Consider the following 21,549-nt stretch of genomic DNA (forward strand, 5'->3'; position numbering starts at 1 on the left):
TATTTCTTTTTTATACAATTCTATTTTTTTAATTATTGAATCATTAAAGCCCAGTTATCTAAACAATAGAAAACTGGGCTTCCCCTACCATGGAATTTATTAGTTCATTGGTGGCATAGCTGTTTTGACATCATTCACGATGTTTTGAATATTTAGGGCATAAGCTGTACCGTGATCCCAATCAGCATTCGTTATATATTGCACCTGAGAACCCTTCAGCGTTGCAGCTGAAACTAGCGCATTTGTCGCAACCATCGGCACAGTTGTATCTTTAGCACCTTGATAGATCGTAACAGGTTGATCTAACTTAACCTGTGCAGGTTGCGAATCACTCTCCAAGAAAGTTTTCACCAACGGTAATAACATGAAATTTTCTTGTGTCCGCGGGTAGTTTGTTAAATTACCATTTTGACCTGCATAGGTTTGCATCGCAGCAGCAAATTTACCTCCCAGAACATCATAACAATCTGACTCTGCATTGCTCGCAATTAAATCTGTTGGTGATTTAAAGACATTTGAATAGTTAAATGTTGGTTGAAGATTTCTCAATCCAGCTGTGATCAAAGCTGTAAAAGTATCCAATTGTGCATAAACAGGTATTTGTTGAGCAACTGGAGCATCTTTAACAGATAACTCCCCACCGTATAAAATCGTACCTAAATTTGATGCTGGAGCGACAGCAACAGTGCCTTTATAGTCCAACTTTGCACGACTTGCATATTGAGCTGCGCCTAGCGCTGCCTGACCACCTTGAGAATGACCTACAGCCATCCATTGACGCGATATAACTTTCCCTTGTCCAGCTAAATAAGAACGAGCTGCAACAACTGCATCAGTAATAGAATATGCTTCGCTTTTCACATTTAAGAATGGATGTAGTTCTCGTCCGCTTGGCTCACCTAAACCTTCATAATCAGGTGCAACAACTACATAACCTTCAGCAAGAAATTGACTAATCATTGCTTTAATATATGGATTCGTTTCATTACGACTCGGTGCACACTGGTCCGCCACGCCGGTTGTACCATGTGCCCACGCAACAATTTTCCATCCTCCAGCTGGCATAGGGCCACCAGGAACAAATACTAAGCTCGTAGCCGTTGTTACTTTTCCATCTTGCCCTAACATTTTATAAGTCATGACTGAACTTTCAGAAGCAACTGCACTGAAATCCGACTTTACATAAGGGACAGGAATACCAACAACAGGATCAGCAATATTATTTTCAGGTACATCAGGTTTTGAAGAATAATAGTATGTATCACCATCGCCACCACATGCTGTAAGCAATAAGCTAGAACTCAGCATAACCGCCGTAAGTAATTTCATCTTCATGAAGTTTTTCCTTAACTATTTTATTTATTGTTTTCCTTAGTCTAAATTTCTAAGGCATTAACCTTTATAAGAATTACGCCCAATATTGCTTTGATTCAAGTACTTTTTTCATTTCCAGCATTTTTTGACTTTTATTTAGGCAGGAAGCACACTAGAACACATAAAATATTGTTATGCCTTCTCTTAGTGATTGTCTTATGTAAATTTCTTGTAAGATAATAAAATTCTAAATTCAACTCGAGCCATTTTTTATGCAAGCCATTATTTTAGATACAGAAACACATACATTAAATGGCTTGCCTATTGAAATTGCTTACGCGCCTATTGAAATTCAAGCTGGCAAATTAAGTTTAGATAAGTCACAAATCTTTGACCAACTCTATCAAGTTGGGCAACCGATCTCATTTGCTGCAATGGCGGTACACCACATTTTAGAATCTGATTTAATTGATCAGCCTTTTTATAATGAATTTCAACTTCCATCAGAAACTCGATATATTATTGGCCATAACGTTGATTATGATATTGCTGCTATTGCTAGATGTGGTGTAGATACTTCAGCTCTAAAACCTATTTGTACTTTGGCTTTAGCTCGCCGCGTATGGGAAAATGCAGAAGCTCATAACATTTCAGCTTTGATTTATTTAATTTCAAAAGGCAGTGACAAAGCTCGGGAAATGTTAAAAGGAGCACATCGTGCGGATGCTGACATTATTTTAACGGCCAATATCCTGATGCATATCATTCATCAATTAGATATTCAAAATATAGAAGAACTTTACATTGCTTCAGAAGAAGCGCGTATTCCTAAAAGTATTACTTTTGGAAAACATAAAGGTACAGCTATTCAAGACCTCCCTGCTGATTACATTCAATGGCTTTTACGCCAAGAAGATCTTGATCCATATTTACGTAAAGCTCTTGAAGCAAAATTAATTAAATAACCCTCTGCTCATAGAACATTTGGAACTGTTTTCCAAACAATCTATTCAAGACAATGATATTTAATAATTTGTTAACATTATTGTCATTTTTTAACCTTATCTTAATCTCCATCTAAATCTTGGTTGGGGGAGATTAAGAAATGTCACATTTTTTCAAAACTGAACTCGGGCAAAATGCCCTGCAACAACGCAATATCGCTTTGACAGCACGTCAACGCCGTTTATTACTTTTGATTGACCATGATGATTTTAAAGATTTAGATAAAGACTACAAAGAAAGAATTGCCCCCACTGAGTTAGTACAACAACTTATTGACATGGGACTTTTAGCTGAGCAAGAGACTCGTTCGAATAGTGTTGAAACTAAAGAAAACCTCTCTTTCGTAAAAGAAGAAATTATCGAAACAGAAAATACTAAGGCTATTGATATAGCACATACAAAAGAAATTTCAGAAGTTAAAACACCTGCTTCTGAAACCATTGAATTAGAAAAATTACCATTTATCGAAATTCAGCAAGTTATGATTCAAACACTAACAACTTTCTGTGGACTAATGGCACGTCCACTAATACAAAAAATTCAGTCCATAAAAACTGTACAGCAATTAAAAGCATGTCAAATGCAGTGGATTACTTCCTTGCAAGAATCTCGTATTCCACCTGCACAACTGAATCAGACGCTTAAACTCATTAATTATTCAGTTCAGCATTTATGATTGGGATATTCTTAAACATCTCGATAAGTTGAGAATAAAATTGATGTTTTAATAAACAAGAAGCATCTTTGTTTCATGCTATATATTTACCTGCATGTATTTTTTGCCTATGATGTGGCACGCATGCGCTCATAGCTCAACTGGATAGAGTACAGGTCTCCGAAGCCTGTGGCGTGGGTTCGAGTCCCGCTGAGCGCACCAAATTCGGTTATCATGTTTTTTTAATACATCTCAAAACTATTACAAATAGGTATAATTTAAAGTCTTTAATAATTCCAGCAATATCTCGACCTACTTCTATACAATCACCAAATTAGTTCAACTCTCCAGTATTATATTTCATCACTAAATTCACTATATAAATCGTTCAATTTTTCTAATCCGCCCAATTGAAGTCAAAACTGTGGGTAGCAAAAGTATAGAAACTTGTAATATTCTAAATCATATTTATAAAAACTACTCATTTAAAGCGATTATTGAAATCCCTACTTGATTGATTCTTTTTACCAGACTACTTTATTACACAAACTTACAAAGGGATCATAAAATTAACAGCAATACAAAAATCAGAACAAACACTTTTTTCTAGTGGAAATGTAAGTGTTACTAATGCAAGATTTATCGTCAACAATCAAACATATGCGGTAAGAAACATTACTTCTGTAGATAAAAAAATGAAAAAGGCGCCAAAACTTGGATGATGGATTATAGGTGCAATCTTACTTTTGGTTGGCATCGCAGTTGGTAAAATAAATGGTTTTTTAATACTAGGTTTTATCGCTATCGCTGTGGGATTCTTGGTAAATCATAAATATTATGTAGTACTTAAAACCTCTGCGTCAGAGTTGCAAGCGCTTGAGAGCAAAGATGAGGATTACATTGATGAAGTTATTCATGCCTTAAATCAAGCAATTATTTATCATTAAAAGGTCATTTAGAGAGTGGAAAGCCCTTTGTTGGGCTTTTTCCGTTAAATAATTTAGCTAGCCTACTCTATAATCGTTCTGTTTTTAACATGCCATAAACCTATTTTTCTACTTGGTTTATTTTTTTATATCACTCAAAATACCCATCATATTTAACAACGTGAGACGTTCATGACTGATGCTTTGGTATTGAGTGATTTGTCCAAAACTTATCGTAATGGTTTTCAGGCGTTAAAAGGTATCGATCTAACTGTACCTGAAGGTGAGTTTTATGCCTTATTGGGACCCAATGGTGCAGGAAAGTCGACTACGATTAGTATCATCAGTTCTTTAACTAAAAAAACATCTGGTTCAGTTGAGATTTTTGGTAATAACTTAGATACCCATCCCTCTCATGCAAAACAATGTCTTGGTGTTGTTCCTCAAGAATTTAACTTTGGTCAATTCGAAAAGACATTCGATATTTTAGTAACCCAAGCGGGATATTACGGAATTCCTAAAAAGTTAGCAGAACAACGTGCTGAACTATATTTAGAAAAATTAGGTTTATGGGATAAGCGTAATATCCAATCACGTATGTTATCTGGTGGGATGAAACGCCGCCTAATGATTGCACGCGCAATGATGCATGAACCAAAACTTCTTATTCTTGATGAGCCTACCGCTGGTGTAGATATTGAATTACGCCGTTCAATGTGGGACTTCCTCATTGAAATGAATGAAAAAGGTACATCAATCATTCTCACAACGCATTATCTAGAAGAAGCTGAAATGTTGTGTCGCCGTATTGCGATCATTGATCGTGGTGTCATCAAAGAAGACACTACCATGAAAGGCTTCCTCAATCAGCTCAATGAAGAAACATTTATATTTGACTTAGCAGAGCCAATTACATCTATCAATTTCAATATCATTGGCTTTAGATTTAATCTCATCGACCCAGTGACATTAGAAGTTACAATGGATAAGGCTCATAGCATGAATGACTTATTCTTATTACTTCAATCACAAAATATCCAAGTTAGCAGTATGCGTAATAAGTCGAACCGTTTAGAAGAATTGTTCGTAAAAATGGTTGAGAAAAATCTTGCTGGAGCAGATCAATGAACTTCAATCAATTGAAAACAGCACTGTGGACTTTAGTTGTTAAAGAAATTCGTCGCTTTATGCGCATCTGGCCTCAAACCTTACTTCCACCAGCGATCACTATGAGTTTGTACTTTGTTATCTTTGGTAATTTAGTTGGTTCCCGCATCGGTGAAATGGGTGGTTTTAGCTACATGCAATTCATTGTACCTGGCTTAATTATGATGGCAGTGATTACCAATAGTTATGCCAACGTTTCTTCCAGCTTCTTTAGTGCAAAATTCCAAAAGAGCATTGAAGAGTTGATCATGAGCCCTGTCCCATTACATTTGATCTTATGGGGATACGTGATCGGTGGTGTATGTCGTGGTGTGCTGGTTGGCTTGATTGTAACCATCATGAGTCTATTCTTTACTCATTTAGAAATTTACAACCTCTTTGTGACTATATATACAGTCATTATTACTTCATTATTATTTTCACTTGGTGGCTTTATTAATGCTGTTTATGCGAAATCGTTTGATGATATTTCTATTATCCCGACATTCGTATTGACACCCCTTACCTATTTAGGTGGAGTTTTTTATGCCATCAGTGCTTTAAGCCCTTTTTGGCAAAATGTCTCTTTAGTTAATCCAATTGTGTATATGGTCAATGCCTTCCGTTTCGGCATTCTAGGTCACAGCGATGTGAATGTTGCATTCTCTCTAAGTGTTGTGACTCTTTGTTGTGTTGTCCTCTATGCAGTTGCATATCATTTATTAGCTCGTGGTTCAGGAATGCGTGAATGAGTGTTGAACATTCTTTATTGGGTAAAGACACCCAATACCCTACTCAATATCAGCCAGAGGTTTTATTTCCAATCGCCCGTGCAGAATCGCGCAAGCAATATGCACATATTGAGGGTATCACCCAAGGTAAAGACTGGTGGCATGTTTTTGAAATTTCATGGCTCAATCAAATTGGACTACCTCAAGTTGCGATTGGTCGGATAACGCTTCCAGCAAGTTCGCCCAACTTAATCGAATCAAAGTCACTTAAGCTGTATTTTAACAGTTTGAACTTCACCCAATTCGAGTCAAAGCAAGTATTCATCGAAACAGTTGAACGTGATTTATCCAATGCTGCTGGTGCTCAAATCAAATTAGATTTATTTCAAGTCGATGATTTAGAGATTTCTAAACCTAAAGGTATTTGTATTGATGATTTGACTCCTGAGCGTTTATCTGAGCATCCAGATTCAACATTGTTACAACTTGATCAAACAACAGATGAAGATGTTGAAATTGAGATATATTCACATCTGTTAAGAAGTAACTGTCCAGTCACTGGTCAACCCGACTGGGGGACTGTTTTTATTCGCTTTCAAGGTAAAAAACCTTGTTATCGCAGCATTTTAGCTTATATTATCTCGTACCGTCAGCATAATGGTTTCCACGAACAATGTGTTGAACAAATATTCTCTGATATTTGGCAACTTTTGAAACCTGAAAAGCTTATGGTCTATGCAACTTATACTCGACGTGGTGGTTTAGATATTAATCCTTGTCGAGTATCAGATTTGTCATGGATGCCCGAGCCAATTCGCTTGGCGCGACAATAAAACGAATAAATTTGATATAGAGGACGTTCTTCAATGACCAGTTATTTCGGTATTCTTCCGTCAGCAAGTTTGAGTCAGGATATTCAACTTGCACAAGCAAATCGTGATAGTAAAGAGCCACAATACCCTTTACGTGACAAAATTTCTCTTCAACTTACAGATGAGTTAATTGACACGATGCTCGTTCATTTGGTGCAACAATTTCCACCAAGCGAAAAACGAGATACGACTGAAGGACTTGCGATTAAAATTCGCGGCATTGTTGAAACTTTGATGAAACAACTTTTAGGTAAAGCATCAAACGATCAAGTTTTAGAATCTTTAGCCTTCATGGAAAAAAGCTTGTTCGTTGACAATGAAGGTCAGCAACGTATTGGTGCAGTTCTTCCTGATAGCCTTGTGGCAGACATGAAGAAAAGTTTTGCGGAAGTTGCAGCTGGAAATGGTAAAGAACAACGTGAAGCGTTAACAAAGCAGTTTAAAGCTTTTGCTGATGCCTTAATTCAACATTTTATGACAGACTTCAATAAAACACTGGGTCTAGGCATGGTAAAACGTGGTGTTGCAAGCGTTGCGACTAGTGGCGTTGAAACAGCTGTTCATATCGTAATTAAAAAATTAATTCCAAGCCTCAGCCAAGCTGAGCTTGATGTATTCACAAAGCACTTTGATCAGTTATTGGTTCAAAAGTAAGTTGTGATTTATAAAAAGGCGATCATTGTAAAATGGTCGCCTTTTTTGTACCAATTTTTATAAGAATAAAGTCGATATAAATGTCACAATTTCTAAATTTGCATTGTCTAAATCAGCGTTTATGTTAGCATTCGCGAAGCGTTGATTGACTAGATTTAGAATCGCATGGCCCCAAGTTCACAATACAAATTTTTACGTCAAGCCCCTCGTGATGGTTTAAGTACAGCCACCCAGCCTTCCCGATGGCAGCAGCTACATATTGATCCTTGGCTTTGTCTATTTTTGATTCTAAATGCAATGCTTGGTTTGACTGTTTTATACAGTGCTTCCGCCCAAGACGTTGGACTAGTCACCAAACAAGCAATTAGTTTCGCTATTGGCTTTGTCGTGATGTTCAGCTTGGCTCAGATCCCCCCAAAAGTTTATCAGGCATTTTCCCCCTACTTTTATATCTTTGGGGTTTTATCATTATTGGCTGTGATGATATTTGGTGAAGTCCGCATGGGCGCTCAACGTTGGATTGATATTCCTGGTTTTGGTAGTGTACAACCCAGTGAATTCATGAAAATCGGTATGCCAATGATGATTGCATGGTTTCTTTCACGTAAAGCATTACCACCGAGCTTTTCTCAGGTCATCCTTTCTTTAATGCTGATTGTTGTTCCGTTTTTATTAATCGCTGAACAACCTGACTTAGGAACTTCATTACTTGTACTTGCAAGTGGAATCTTTGTCCTGTTTTTAAGTGGACTTTCATGGAAATTGATCGCTGCTGCCGCAGGTGCTGCAGGCATAATTATTCCGATCGCTTGGGAATTTTTGCTACATGATTATCAACGTCAACGTGTTTTAACGCTTTTTAACCCTGAGGCGGATGCACTAGGTACAGGTTGGAATATTATCCAATCGAAAACCGCCATTGGTTCCGGTGGTTTTTCAGGCAAAGGTTTCTTAGAAGGTACGCAATCACATCTTCACTTCTTACCAGAGGGACATACCGACTTTATTATTGCAGCTTATTCAGAAGAGTTTGGCTTGATTGGTGTTACTCTACTTATTCTGCTTTATTGTGCGATTATTATTAGAACTTTCCAAATCGGTTTACAAAGCTTCCATAACTATGGTCGCTTAGTTGCGGGTGCATTTGGTTTGTCGTTTTTTGTTTATGTATTTGTAAATGCAGGTATGGTCAGTGGTATTTTACCTGTTGTAGGTGTGCCTTTACCATTTATGAGCTATGGCGGTACTGCAATCATCACACTGATGTCTACTTTTGGACTGGTTATGTCTATTCATACACACCGATAATGAGGAACTTAAAAAACATATGTTTCATCAAACTTTCAATAAAACTTTTAAATTTTTGACTTTAGGTGCCAGTTTATTTTTGAGCAGTAATTGGGCACAAGCAAACGAGTTTTATACTAATCCGAATTATCCAGCTTTTAAACAAAAAGCGATGACAACATATGGCTTGAGTAGTGAGCAAGTTGATGCAGCAATGAGTGGTGCTCGCAACTTACCTAATATTTTAAATATCATGACTCGCCCAGGTGAAAGTAAACCTTGGTATGAATATCGCTCTATGTTTTTAGTAGAAGGTACAATTCAACGCGGCGCTCGCTTTAAAGGTCAGTATGAAGATGCGCTCAATCGCGCAGAACAGCAATTTGGTGTCCCTAAAGCAGTCATATTGGGTATTTTAGGGGTAGAAACTGGATACGGTGCAAATAAAGGCTCTTTCATTACTCGAGATGCACTTGCGACACTTGCTTTTGGCTACCCACGCCGTGCTGAGTATTTTGGTGATGAATTAGCTGCGCTTATCTCTTGGACTTATAAAGAAGGCTATCCAACAAATAGTATTGTAGGTTCATACGCTGGTGCGATCGGCTATCCACAGTTTATGCCTAGTAATATTCAGAAGCTTGGTGTCGACTATGATGGAAATGGTCATATTGATCTAAGAAACTCTGCTGTTGATGCAATTGGTTCTATTGCAAACTATTTAGCTCAACATGGTTGGCAACGTGATCGACCAATTGGCTTCCAAGCACGCTACTTAGGCAATAACCCAGATAGTATAATTGCAAAGGATTTAACTCAACCAACTCCTTACGGAGAGTTGAAAAGATTAGGTATTGCGCCTATTGATCCACTTGTAAAAATTGATGATTTAGATTTGGTAAATGTCATCCAACTGCAAGATCAATTTGGTCCAATTTACTATATTACTTACCCTAATTTCCAAGTGATAACGACCTACAACAAAAGCCGTATGTATGCAACTGCAGTATGGTTATTAGGCACAGAAGTAGCTAGTCGATAGACTAGCTTTTTTACAACATTCTGAAAAGTCAATAAATTTTTAATTAAAAAAGTTTAAACAATCAACAAAATTCATATTTTGTTACAATATTGATTATTTTTTAATCTAAAACTGTAAGTTTTTGCCCTTTTTGTAACTATTTATCGTTAAAGACTAGACACACTTCGTAAGCGCTGAATATTATCGCCACAAGTTAAAGTAATTGCAAAAGTGAATAATTAGACATGTGCACTATATTTCAAGGTAGTTTTTTTGAAATAGAAAAGCATGATCTCTAGGAGTTTATACAATGCAGTTTTCGCTAAAATATATTCTAGCGCTGACGGCAGGCTTAAGTTTAAGCCCGTTACATGCAGAATTGGTACAATCTTCATCATTAACTAATGATGTGGAAGGTTCCAACCTAGCTGCACGCGTTCTAAGCAAAGATTCTCAAAATTTTAATTCTCGTTTCTCTAACGTTAATAGTCTTTCAATCACTGAGAGTTCAGGTGACAAAGTCCGTCGCCAGACGATTGCTGCAAAGATCGATATCCCTGAAGAAGAGCCTTCAGTGATTGAAAAACTGAATACTGTTGCTTCAAACACCGTTCGTAAATTTACCCAAAATGGCGTTGCATCTTGGTATGGTCGTCAATTCCATGGTCGTAAAACTGCAAGTGGTGAAACATTCGATATGAATGCAATGACTGCTGCGCACCGTAGCCTTCCTTTAAACTGTTACATCCGCGTAACAAATAAAGACAATGGTAAAAGCGTAGTTGTAAAAGTAAATGATCGCGGGCCATTCCATGGTAATCGTGTGTTAGATCTTTCTTATGCCGCTGCGAAGCAACTAGGTATGTCTAGTGCAGGTACAGGTAATGTAAGTATTGAACGTGTCGATGGTCCAAACTCTTAATTTTTAAGTTTGGATACTCAACCAATAAAAGCCACTTATTAAAGTGGCTTTTATGTTTTTCAGCTTCTTGTTTTATTTTTGACCGCCATTAAATTCTTCGGTATATTGATGACATAACACATTGTCATTATTGCAAGGAGTGCGTGCTGTGAAATCAATAGATGAATGGTTTGATGAGTATAGCGATAGTCACCAAAATCAAACCAATAAGAAAATTCACTGGGTATGCGTCCCTGCTATTCTATTTTCAATAATTGGCATTCTTTCCCATTTTAGTATGCTACTTACCGCATTATTGCTTGTACTTACTTTAGTATTCTATGCTCGTTTAGATATCGTTTTAGCTGTTGCTATGGCAGCTTTACTCGCTGTAATGGCTTGGTTGATTGTAATTTTACCTGTAGGTGTTGGATTTTATATCGGCGTTTTTGTGATTGCTTGGATTGGACAATTTTATGGTCACAAAGTTGAAGGCAAGAAACCTTCATTCTTCAAAGACCTCCAGTTCCTCCTGATCGGCCCCGTATGGTGTATGGATGCTTATTTAGCTAAAATCCTACCTAAATGGAAATCTCGTCAAAAATTGGCGCTTACAAGCTAATCTAGCGCATATTTAAAAAATTAAAATTTAGGGAAGGTATTATTGATATACCTTTCTTTTATATTTCAACCACCCATCAATATGTTTTCCGCGTGGATCATGATGAGTCCAATGAATCACACCACCTTTTTCGCTGTATTCATATTCACCGTAGAACTCAACGATATCTCCTTTTTTAAGTCCCTCTATTCTTGGTGCTAAATCAATATTGTGCACAATCAGAACGGTTAAACCATTTTCTAGTTTAAGAATCATTTTTTGATGTCTTGAACCTTCATTATCATCAGCCAAGATTGCTTTTACTTCACCTCTGGATTGAGCTTGAATATTGCTGCGTTGCTGCTGATAAGCTTGCATGATCTTTTGCTGATCATCTATGCTAAGTTGTTGCGCAGAATCCTGAAGATCAGAATTATTTAATGCGTTTTGTTTTAAATCTATACCGAAATATGTGGCAATAAGTAGAACTATAATTGGAACGATTACTAAATTATTTTTTTGAGTTTTCATATCGACCTTTTTTATCCAAAACAAATAGCAAAATGCCAATCATATAGATTGGCATTTTAATCTTACAATGTCTGTATCGCTTAGAATAGTCGATTCATACCATTCAAAGCAGCCACACGATATGCCTCAGCCATGGTTGGGTAGTTAAATGTGGTTTCTACAAAATATTTTAAGGTATTGTTTGGACTATGCATAACGACCTGACCAATGTGAATAATCTCAGCCGCATTGTTACCAAAGCAGTGAATACCTAACACCTCTAATGTATCGCGGTGGAATAAGATTTTTAATTCGCCAACAGTATCCCCCGTAATTTGCGCACGCGCTAAATGACGGAAAGATGCCTGACCTACTTCATATGGTACTTTTTCTTCAGTTAGCTCTTGTTCAGTTTTACCGATCGAAGAAATTTCTGGAATGGTATAAATTCCAGTCGGCACATCTTTGATTGGTTTAACATTCTTTTCGCCAACCATGTTAGCACCAGCACAGCGCCCTTGGTCATATGCTGCTGAAGCAAGTGATGGCCAACCGATTACATCACCTGCAGCAAAAATATTTTCTGCTTCAGTTTGATATTGATCATTTACCGTTAATTGACCACGGCTGTTCGGCACTAAACCAACATTTTCCAAACCTAGGCCATCGGTATTTCCTGAACGACCATTACACCAAAGAATCGCATCCGCTTTGATTTTCTTACCGCTCAATAAATGCAGAACGACATGATCATCAAAAGTTTCAAGTCGATCAATTTGCTCATTATGGCGAATCAATACACCTTGTTCACGTAAGTGATAAGAAAGCGCATCTGCGATTTCATCATCTAAATAACTTAATAATTTTTGCTGAGTATTGATCAAATCAACTTTGTGATCTAAACCGATAAAAATTGACGCGTATTCACAACCAATAACGCCTGCACCATAAATGATGATTTTTTGAATTGCGAAATCCAAATCAAGGATCTTGTCCGAATCAAAAACACGTGGATGAGTAAAATCTAAACCTTGAGGTTGGTAAGGGCGACTACCTGTTGCAATCACAATTTGCTTGCAGATGATCGTGTCTTTGATTCCATCTGGTCCAAAGATCAAAACAGTATTTTTGTCTTGGATGTATGCACGACCGTGAAATACATCAATTTTGTTGCGATCATAGAAACGAGTATGCGTATCTACTTGTTGTTGAATCACTTTATGAGCATTACGTAATACTTGTTTCATGGTGAATTGCTTCCACTCACCTACTTTTTGAAACATTGGATCACGTTGATAACGGATAATACTTGATACTGTTTGACGCAATGCCTTACTTGGGATTGTACCGACATGTGCACAGTTACCACCGAGTTGATCACGAACATCAACAATTGCAACACGTCTACCTGCTTTAGCTAGCTTCATTGCCGCGCCTTCACCAGCTGGGCCAGAACCGAGAACTACTGCATCAAATTTAACAATGTTCCCACCAACGACCTCTTTCTTACGTGGCATTCAAAGCTCCTTTAACTTCTAACCGTTTATTGCTTAATATATGATAACTAATATGCAGCGGGTTGATGTATTTCTCAACCATATATTTTTATATATTCACATTTTCAAAATGAATACCTGTTTTCAACCTATAAACCTATAAATTTGACTATAATATTCCAGTATTTCAAGTCAAAGGTTGTGGAAAATATATGTCTGAACACCGTAAACCTGAACAGGGTATAAAACTTCGTGGCGCAGAAAAAGTCGCAAGAATTCCTGTTAAAGTTATTCCTACGGTTGAAGTACCTCGTAAACCAGACTGGATTCGCGTCAAAATGACTGCACCTGAAGAGGTTCAGCGTATAAAAACAACTCTACGTTCGCAAAAACTCCATACTGTTTGTGAAGAAGCTGCCTGCCCTAACCTACCTGAGTGTTTTGGTGGTGGTACTGCGACTTTTATGATTATGGGCGATATTTGTACTCGCCGTTGTCCGTTCTGTGATGTTGCACATGGTCGACCAAATGCTCTCGATCCTGATGAGCCACGTCACATGGCAGAAACCATTTCTAATCTAGGTCTTAAATACGCAGTGATTACCTCTGTAGACCGTGATGATTTGCTAGATGGTGGTGCTCAACATTTTGTTGACTGTATTAAAGAAGCTCGTGAGTTAAGCCCAAAAACATTATTAGAAATTTTGGTTCCTGATTTCCGTGGTCGTATGGATATTGCCTTACGTATCATGACTGAATGCCCACCAGACGTTTTCAATCATAATATTGAAACTGTTCCTCGTTTGTATAAGGCAATGCGTCCAGGTTCAGACTATCAGCACTCTTTAAATCTATTAAAAATGTTTAAAGAATACTGCCCTGATGTCCCAACTAAATGTGGTTTGATGGTCGGCATTGGTGAAACTGAAGAAGAAGTTATTGCATTACTCGATGATCTTCGTGCGCACGATGTAGATTACGTGACCATTGGTCAATATCTACAACCATCGAAGCAACATGCTCCAATTGACCGTTTTGTGACACCAGAAGAGTTTGAGCGCTATGCTGAACATGGTCGTAAACTCGGTTTCCGTAACATTTGGTCTGCGCCAATGGTTCGCTCAAGTTACTTTGCTGATCGTCAATATCACGGCGAACCAGTTCCAGCAGTACGTCGTAAAGTTGACCCAGCTAAAAAGATCGCAGTTCAAACTGTAGAAGCCTAAGCTTTGATCCTAATAAAAAAGAGAACACAAGTGTTCTCTTTTTATTTCCAAAAATTTACATTAATTATAAATTCAATGTTTCTTAGCGCCTGTGAATTCGGCGTGAATAATTACAACATAGAACTCAAATACAGAAAAATCACATAAAAACATTGTTTTACTTATTGCTCCCCCACGAATAACCTATTTACAAGAAAAAAGATCATTGAAAATAAAAAGCTAGAAATATTCAGTTTTTTTATTCAAAACTTTTTACTGAGCATAAAACAACACAAGAAGCGAAAACTTTAATTGCGTTATTGGATCAGTTAACGCTTTCTTAGCAAACAATATCAGGATGAAAATAATGAATAAACAACTTGCTACACTGACCGTAACCGCACTCACGAGTCTGGCACTATTCGGCTGTAACAGTGACTCAAACAATGATACTGAATCATCAAGCTCCAATACTGGTGATACCTTAATTCTCACCAGCAACGGTATGATTAGTTCAGTTGACCGTATGATGCCAAATAAAATCGTATCCAACATGAAAGTTAAAGGTCTTCAATCAGGAGATGAACTTGTAGGTATAGATTACAGACCTAAAAATAGTATGCTCTATGCAGTAGGATTATTAGGAAATATCTATACCCTTAACCCATCAACGGGTGTTGCTACTTTTGTAAAAAAACTAGTTGCTGATCCAAATGATACGACTGACGGAAATGCGCCTTTTAGTAAAATTATGGGTGATGCCAATTTAATTACAGTGAACTTCAACCCAGTCGCGGATCGACTACGGGTCATGACCAACACAGGACAAAACTTACGAATAAATGTTGATACTGGTGCCACAATTACAGATGGTACTCTTAGTTTAACGGGTAGTAGCCCAGCAGTCATTGCAGGAGCATACACCAATGCATTTGACGGTACTGGCTCAACTAAACTCTATAGTATTGACCAAAATTCTGATCGAATTTATCTACAAAATGCCAATGCAGGCACACTTGGTATATCTACCATGCTGGGTGATGATGTAAATACAAATGGTGGCGGTGGCTTTGACATTGATCCAGTCAATAATGTTGGATTTGCAGCATTAAAACTCAACACTGGGAATTATAAATTTTATCAACTTAATCTTGCCAATGTCGGAACAAGCAATGCTGCTATTTTCACAACGGGTGATTTAGCAACAAGCTTTAACTCAATGGGTGTTCGAGGTATTGCACTAAAACGGGCCAACGATGCAATGGCACAAGGGTTTGGTCTTACTCAAAATAATAAATTAGTAAGTTTTGCTTTAAATAACCCAAATATGGTGACAGAAAAAAATATTACAGGTCTGTTAGTTGATGAGAAATTTATCGGGATTGATTATCGCCTTAGAACGATGACAGATCATTCAGGAAAATTGTATGGTCTGACCAATAAAGCCAATATTTATACAATTAATACAGATTCAGGTGTTAGCACCTTGGTTTCTTCTCTAAAAGCAGCAATGGGAAGTAGCTATACAACTTTAGATGGTACAAGCTTCGCTGTAGACTTTAATCCAGCGGCTGATCGTTTACGTGTGATAAGCAATACTGGGCAGAATTTAAGAATCAATGTCGATACTGGAGACACCATTAAAGACGGTGATTTGAATGGCATAATGAACGCCAAAGTTACAGCGGGGGCTTATACCAATAGCTTTAAGACTTCAGTGACAGGTTTGGGTACAGAATTGTTTGATTTAGATCAGATGAGTCAAATGCTTCTTAAACAAAGCCCACCAAACGACGGTACACTAAATAGTATTGGTAATCTTGGTATTAACCTCGGAACTGATAATGGTTTTGATATAGCAGGCGGTGACAATGGTTATGCTCTTGCAACGGTTTCAGGTAGTACAGGTCCATCTATTCTCTATCGAATTGATTTGAATAGCGACACCACTATTACCACTCCACGAGCAAGATTTGCATTGAGTGCCGATGGTATGCCAAGCTCAGTAGCCTCTACAATCGGTAATAGCACAACTCCTCCACTCATTGATTTAGCGATTCTTTTAAAATAAGACATAAAAAAACACCACATGATTACATGTGGTGTTTTTTATTTATAAATGCTTAAGCAATATGCTTTTGTACTACGATTGAACCAACCGAATAACCCGCACCAAATGATGAAATCACTGCATATTCACCATTGTTGACTTGCTCACCTGTACGATGCATTGCAATGATTACACCAGCAGAAGAAGTATTAGCAAATTCATCTAAAATAATTGGTGCACGATCTAAATCAGCATCTTTACCAACCACCAATTTTAAAATCAGTTCATTCATATTGGCATTGGCTTGATGCAACCAGAAACGTTTCACTTGTTCAGGTGTTAATTCCAATTTCTCTAATTGCGCAGTAATAATTTTTGCAACTAGCGGACAAACTTCTTTAAATACCTTACGTCCATCTTGACGGAACAATTTATCGTCAACCACTGCATCTTCACTACGGTTTAAGAAACCAAAGTTATTGCGAATGTTATTTGAGAATTGGGTAAATAAATGAATATCTAAGATTTCATAACCTGATTTTATTTCAGTTTCTTCAATAATCGAAGCTGTCGCAACATCACCAAAAATAAAGTGAGCATCACGAGTACGATAATCTAAGTGACCTGATGTAATTTCGACATTTAGTAATAAAACACGGCGAGCACCACATTTCACAGCATCATAAGCTTGCTTTAAACCAAATGTTGCAGCAGAACATGCTACATTCATATCGTAAGCATAACCCTGAATACCAAGTGCAGACTGAATTTCAATCGCAACAGCTGGATAGGCACGTTGCATATTTGAACAAGCCAAAATAACTACATCAATATCTTCCGCTGTTACGCCTGCATTTTCCATTGCTTGTTTCGCGGCGATAACACCCCACTCTGCTTGCAGGGAAAGTTCTTCATTGCTACGTTCTTGTAAATGTGGACGCAAACGCTTTGGATCCAGAATACCTGTTTTTTCTACGACATAACGGCTTTTGATACCTGATGCTTTTTCAATAAATTCAGGGCTTGAACCACGTAGAGCTTCTAGCTCGCCTGCTTCAATTTTATCTGCATTTTCTTGATTATATTGTTCTACATAAGCATTTAAACTTTCTACCAATTCTTCATTGGAAATAGATTCGGTCGGGTGAAATAGACCTGTACCTGTTATACGGATGCCCATGTAAAACTCCTGTAAAGAATGGTTCTAGCTTTCATCATTGCTCAGTTTAACCGATTGCTAAACGATCCCATAGTTTTTGTAATCTATTTGGCGAAATTGGCATCTTTGTTTTCATCGGTTGAGAAAATAAAGAAATACGAAGCTCTTCCAACATCAAATACAATTCTTTGATTTTAGGATCATTTTTAAATTTAAACACTTTGTCCATCCAAGGATCGACATCATCAATTGCAGCAAGGTCACGTTGTAGATTATTTGGCAAACGATCTAAACGCAATAGCAGTGCTTTCAAATAACGCGGGTATTCCTGCCAAATTTCAGTAGGTCGCGTATAAACAAAGTTAGCTAAAGACATTAAATCAAGTTGGTCCTCAATGTCATCCATACTCCGACCAAAGATAGTTTGATCTAGCACAAGTAACTCTCGACGAACCTGCTGCCACTGTGTAAAGATCTCGGTGAGATCGCTTAATGCTTGCTGTCCATTGGCTAAAAATTGCTTTTTAGTATCTTGCAACAGCTTTTCAAACTCATCTGCATTTTTAGGAAGCGCTGTAATCGAAAGCTGTAAAGTTGCATAAACCAACATTTGTTCGAGCTTTGCGCGTTCACCTAATGGTGAGTATGCGAGTGCCAATGGTTTAGAAATTTGCTTTTTCAACTGACGGATCAGATCTCCCAATTGCATATGAATTAGGCGAATAATCCCCTCTCGATGTTGTTTAATCGCTTCTTCTTGATCATTGAATGTTTGAACCACCACGCCAGATTCATCTTTGCTCTCAAGTTCAGCAAATGATTTAGTGGGAACTAAAGCTTGATACTGCTTAACAACAACCCCTGTGACCTTTTGTGACGCCTCAAAAATAAAACTTTCAGGGAATGTTTGAAACTCACCTTGTTGCTGTTTGACTGGTCGATGTGTTTCAACTCGGCAACGTGCTTTTAATTCATCTAAATCACGACCTTGTGCAATCAGCTTGCCTTTTTCATCAACTACCTTAATAAAAGGCACAAGATATTGATCAATACGCTCAAATGAAAAATCTTTTTCCGTAATCTGCTCACCACGTAAAGCAAAAGCTAAATAAGTGAATAAATGCTCACGTAAATGGATTGTATCTACACCTTTCATTAATTTTCTAGCCGTGTCTGGAATAGGCACAAGGTTACGACGCTTATCTTTTGGTAATGCTTTGAGCAATGCTTCGATTAAATCTTGTCTCCAGCCGGGTATGCCCCACGACCACTGTTTCTCATCAACTTGTGGTAGTGCTTGCACTGGAATCTTAACCGTTGCTCCATCTTCATCATGGCTTGGATCGAAGCGATAGCTTGCAGCCAAACGCAGCTGACCATTATGTAGATAATCAGGAAATTGTTGTGTTGTTGGTCGATCATTGAGCCACAGTGCATCATCTTCAACGAAAAGATAACGTGGCTCTTTAGATTCAACTGTAGCACGCCAATCTTCAAAGCTATGACGACTCGCAACATCGGTGGGCACTTTTGCGGCATAAAATTGGTAAATGGTTTCCTCATCTACCACCAAATCACGACGACGTAATTTATCTTCAACGCGCTCAACTTCTTCTAGTTTGAGCAAGTTATGTTTTAAAAACGGCGGCGTTATTCCTAGATTCCCAGTCGTGAGTGCATCGCGCAAAAAGATTTCGTGCGCTGCTGGTTGATCTACTTTCTCAAAATTGATTAAACGCTTAGGTTCAATAATCAGACCAAATAATGAAATCTGCGCATAAGCATTAACCACGCCTGTTTTTTTAGACCAATGTGGTTCAAAGTAGTGATACTTCAACAAATCTCGCGCAGCTAATAAAATCCATTCAGGATCAATTTTTGCCAAGGTACGCAGATAAACTTGCGAAGTTTCTACCATCTCAAATGCCATGATCCAAGAGGTATTGGTTTTATGTAAGGTACTGGCTGGAAAGACTTTAGCTTTTTGCTGGCGTACTGCCATAAAGGTATTACGTTCATCGGTTTTATTGGCGATGAATGAAAGTAAACCCGTTAATAATGCACGATGCAGATTTTCATAATTTGCACCTTTTTCATTAAAACTTAGTTTCAAACTTTCAGCGAGCTCAACGAGTTGTTGATGTGTTTGTTTCCACTCACGCAAACGCAACCAGCTCAAAAAGTGCTGACGTGCAAACTGACGACGCCTATTCTCAGATTGCGTATCTGGGCTGGTTTGCAACGTATTCCAAAGCTTTAAATAGAATAAAAAGTCCGAATCAGCTTCTTTAAATAGTGCATGCTTTTGATCTGCTTGCATTTGCTTATCAGCTGGGCGCTCCCGCGGATCTTGAATCGCTAAAGCACTCACAATAATCAAAGCTTCTTTGAGTACACCAAAGTGCGCACCACCAATAATCATACGGGCTAAACGAGGATCAATCGGCATGCGTGCCATCATTTGTCCGACTTTTGTTAGTTCGTTTTTACGATCATTCAGTGCACCTAACTCGATCAGCAATTTACGACCATCATTGACTAAGCGAAAATCTGGTGGCTCAATAAAATCAAAGTCTTCTAAGCTACCCAAGCCTAAACTTTGCATCTGCAAAATCACTGATGCTAAATTTGTTCGCTTAATCTCAGGTTCAGTAAACTCTGGTCGACTCATAAAGTCTTCTTCGCTATACAAGCGAATACACACACCTGCTGCAATACGACCACAACGACCTTTTCGTTGATTAGCAGCGGCTTGAGAAATGGCTTCAATTGGTAAACGTTGTACACGCGAACGATAGTTATAGCGAGAAATACGGGCAAAACCGCTATCAATCACATAACGAATATTCGGTACAGTTAAAGCGGTCTCTGCTACGTTCGTCGCAATGATGATACGTCGACCTTTACCACCTGGATTGAAAATCTTTTGTTGTTCAGCAAGTGCTAGACGAGCATACAAAGGTAATACTTCGGTATGTCTTGGCCCATACTTTTGCAAGGTTTCTTGTAGCTCTCTGATCTCTTGTTCCGTACTGGCAAAAATCAAGATATCAGCATGCTCAGGATGACCTTTTCCTTCTGCGTCAGCAAAACATTCTTCTACTGCTTGAACCACTGCTCTTGGTAGGTTTTCTTCAAAATCATCGAACTCATCATCATCACTACCCACGATGCTGAGTTCTGAAATCGGACGATAACGTACTTCTACAGGAAAACTACGCCCTTCAACTTCAAAAATAGGCGCGTCATTAAAATACTGACTAAAGCGATTAACATCTAAAGTCGCCGAAGTCACAATCACTTTCAAATCTGGGCGCTTAGGTAAAAGCTGTTTGAGATAACCCATGATAAAGTCAATATTGAGTGAGCGTTCGTGTGCCTCATCAATAATGATTGTGTCGTATTTAGACAGAAAGCGGTCATTGGTTAACTCTGCTAACAAGATGCCGTCCGTCATTAATCGGACAATAGAATCTTGTGAGCCTTGTTCATTGAAACGAACCTTAAAACCAATCGACTCACCTAGCTTTTCACCGACTTCTTCCGCAATACGTTGCGAAACACTACGTGCAGCCAAACGTCGTGGTTGAGTATGCCCAATCATCCCCGTTAATCCACGCCCTGCCAACATGGCAATTTGTGGAAGCTGTGTGGTTTTACCCGAACCCGTTTCACCTGCGACAATAATGACCTGATGCTGCTGAATCGCCTCAATTAAACGATCTGCATATTGCGTCACAGGTAAGTCTTGATTCAGTTTAATTTTAGGCAATCGTGCTAAACGCTGCTTAACTTTATGGTTGGACTTTTCAAAGAATTTTTCGATTTCAGCTGTTTCTGTTTTCTTATCTTTACGCAGTCTATTTAAACGGTGACGGTCACGTGCCATAACCAATTGATCTACATTTAAATGACTCTGCACTGAACAGCTTTCCTGAAAAAATAAAATAATCGGCTATTTTACGCCTTAAACCCTTGCTATGCAAAGCAAGTACAGCAATTGAATTAAATCAATC

18 protein-coding genes and 1 tRNA gene are annotated in these 21,549 nt (G+C 38.1%); 14 read left to right on the top strand and 5 right to left on the bottom strand.

Annotated features, from left to right (window positions below; genetic code table 11):
• Window positions 1-99: 99 nt before the first annotated feature.
• The gene (locus ACF8D3_RS03900; RefSeq protein WP_004880114.1) at window positions 100-1,335 is read right to left on the bottom strand and encodes an alpha/beta fold hydrolase; all 1,236 of its coding nucleotides are present in this window, start codon (window positions 1,333-1,335) and stop codon (window positions 100-102) included.
• A gap of 251 nt (window positions 1,336-1,586) precedes the next feature.
• Here ACF8D3_RS03900 and ACF8D3_RS03905 point away from each other — a divergent pair, with 251 nt between their 5' ends.
• The 12 genes from ACF8D3_RS03905 to ACF8D3_RS03960 all read left to right on the top strand — a co-directional run bounded on the left by ACF8D3_RS03905 (window position 1,587) and on the right by ACF8D3_RS03960 (window position 11,134).
• A complete protein-coding gene (locus tag ACF8D3_RS03905) occupies window positions 1,587-2,279 on the top strand; it encodes a putative quorum-sensing-regulated virulence factor (RefSeq protein ID WP_392470276.1) in 693 nt (230 codons plus the stop codon).
• Window positions 2,280-2,419: 140 nt separating this feature from the next.
• Window positions 2,420-2,995 (top strand): hypothetical protein, encoded by a 576-nt coding sequence (locus tag ACF8D3_RS03910; protein WP_392470278.1) that lies wholly within the window; start codon window positions 2,420-2,422, stop codon window positions 2,993-2,995.
• Window positions 2,996-3,120: 125 nt separating this feature from the next.
• Window positions 3,121-3,196 (top strand) — tRNA-Arg (locus ACF8D3_RS03915).
• Between the two features lie 524 nt (window positions 3,197-3,720).
• Window positions 3,721-3,921, top strand: coding sequence for a DUF6232 family protein (locus tag ACF8D3_RS03920; RefSeq protein WP_392470281.1), 201 nt, complete (start codon window positions 3,721-3,723; stop codon window positions 3,919-3,921).
• Between the two features lie 171 nt (window positions 3,922-4,092).
• Window positions 4,093-5,028 carry an ABC transporter ATP-binding protein gene (locus ACF8D3_RS03925; RefSeq protein WP_392470283.1) on the top strand — a complete coding sequence of 312 codons (936 nt, stop codon included), beginning with the start codon at window positions 4,093-4,095 and terminating at the stop codon, window positions 5,026-5,028.
• Window positions 5,025-5,798: an ABC transporter permease gene (locus ACF8D3_RS03930; protein WP_019384673.1), complete on the top strand. Its 774-nt coding sequence runs from the start codon at window positions 5,025-5,027 to the stop codon at window positions 5,796-5,798. Before ACF8D3_RS03925 ends, ACF8D3_RS03930 begins: the two co-directional genes overlap by 4 nt.
• Window positions 5,795-6,610 (top strand): NADPH-dependent 7-cyano-7-deazaguanine reductase QueF, encoded by an 816-nt coding sequence (gene queF / locus ACF8D3_RS03935; protein WP_392470285.1) that lies wholly within the window; start codon window positions 5,795-5,797, stop codon window positions 6,608-6,610. The genes ACF8D3_RS03930 and queF overlap by 4 nt, the downstream gene beginning before the upstream one ends.
• A gap of 33 nt (window positions 6,611-6,643) precedes the next feature.
• Window positions 6,644-7,303 (top strand): hypothetical protein, encoded by a 660-nt coding sequence (locus ACF8D3_RS03940; RefSeq protein ID WP_019384671.1) that lies wholly within the window; start codon window positions 6,644-6,646, stop codon window positions 7,301-7,303.
• A 165-nt stretch (window positions 7,304-7,468) separates the two neighbouring features.
• The gene (rodA, locus tag ACF8D3_RS03945) at window positions 7,469-8,611 is read left to right on the top strand and encodes a rod shape-determining protein RodA (RefSeq protein WP_004880139.1); all 1,143 of its coding nucleotides are present in this window, start codon (window positions 7,469-7,471) and stop codon (window positions 8,609-8,611) included.
• Window positions 8,612-8,630: 19 nt separating this feature from the next.
• The gene (mltB, locus tag ACF8D3_RS03950; protein WP_004880141.1) at window positions 8,631-9,632 is read left to right on the top strand and encodes a lytic murein transglycosylase B; all 1,002 of its coding nucleotides are present in this window, start codon (window positions 8,631-8,633) and stop codon (window positions 9,630-9,632) included.
• A 289-nt stretch (window positions 9,633-9,921) separates the two neighbouring features.
• Window positions 9,922-10,533 carry a septal ring lytic transglycosylase RlpA family protein gene (locus ACF8D3_RS03955; RefSeq protein WP_392470288.1) on the top strand — a complete coding sequence of 204 codons (612 nt, stop codon included), beginning with the start codon at window positions 9,922-9,924 and terminating at the stop codon, window positions 10,531-10,533.
• 148 nt (window positions 10,534-10,681) lie between these two features.
• The gene (locus ACF8D3_RS03960) at window positions 10,682-11,134 is read left to right on the top strand and encodes a DUF962 domain-containing protein (protein ID WP_004880144.1); all 453 of its coding nucleotides are present in this window, start codon (window positions 10,682-10,684) and stop codon (window positions 11,132-11,134) included.
• A gap of 39 nt (window positions 11,135-11,173) precedes the next feature.
• Here ACF8D3_RS03960 and ACF8D3_RS03965 read toward each other — a convergent pair whose 3' ends face one another.
• Both ACF8D3_RS03965 and sthA read right to left on the bottom strand, forming a co-directional pair.
• A complete protein-coding gene (locus ACF8D3_RS03965; protein WP_392470290.1) occupies window positions 11,174-11,644 on the bottom strand; it encodes a DUF3465 domain-containing protein in 471 nt (156 codons plus the stop codon).
• An 80-nt stretch (window positions 11,645-11,724) separates the two neighbouring features.
• A complete protein-coding gene (gene sthA / locus ACF8D3_RS03970; protein WP_004880147.1) occupies window positions 11,725-13,140 on the bottom strand; it encodes a Si-specific NAD(P)(+) transhydrogenase in 1,416 nt (471 codons plus the stop codon).
• A 191-nt stretch (window positions 13,141-13,331) separates the two neighbouring features.
• Here sthA and lipA point away from each other — a divergent pair, with 191 nt between their 5' ends.
• A complete protein-coding gene (gene lipA / locus ACF8D3_RS03975; RefSeq protein ID WP_007482791.1) occupies window positions 13,332-14,345 on the top strand; it encodes a lipoyl synthase in 1,014 nt (337 codons plus the stop codon).
• Window positions 14,346-14,691: 346 nt separating this feature from the next.
• Window positions 14,692-16,395, top strand: coding sequence for a DUF4394 domain-containing protein (locus tag ACF8D3_RS03980; protein ID WP_392470293.1), 1,704 nt, complete (start codon window positions 14,692-14,694; stop codon window positions 16,393-16,395).
• A 52-nt stretch (window positions 16,396-16,447) separates the two neighbouring features.
• On the opposite strand, the gene ACF8D3_RS03985 is transcribed toward ACF8D3_RS03980, so the two are convergent.
• Together ACF8D3_RS03985 and hrpA are read right to left on the bottom strand one after the other, a co-directional pair.
• On the bottom strand, window positions 16,448-17,554 hold the full coding sequence (locus ACF8D3_RS03985) for a beta-ketoacyl-ACP synthase III (RefSeq protein WP_392470295.1): 1,107 nt from the start codon (window positions 17,552-17,554) through the stop codon (window positions 16,448-16,450).
• A 46-nt stretch (window positions 17,555-17,600) separates the two neighbouring features.
• A complete protein-coding gene (gene hrpA / locus ACF8D3_RS03990) occupies window positions 17,601-21,455 on the bottom strand; it encodes an ATP-dependent RNA helicase HrpA (RefSeq protein WP_392470297.1) in 3,855 nt (1,284 codons plus the stop codon).
• Window positions 21,456-21,549: the final 94 nt, after the last annotated feature.

The sequence above is a fragment of the Acinetobacter sp. YQ_14 genome, from assembly GCF_043102985.1.
Classification (GTDB): domain Bacteria; phylum Pseudomonadota; class Gammaproteobacteria; order Pseudomonadales; family Moraxellaceae; genus Acinetobacter; species Acinetobacter venetianus.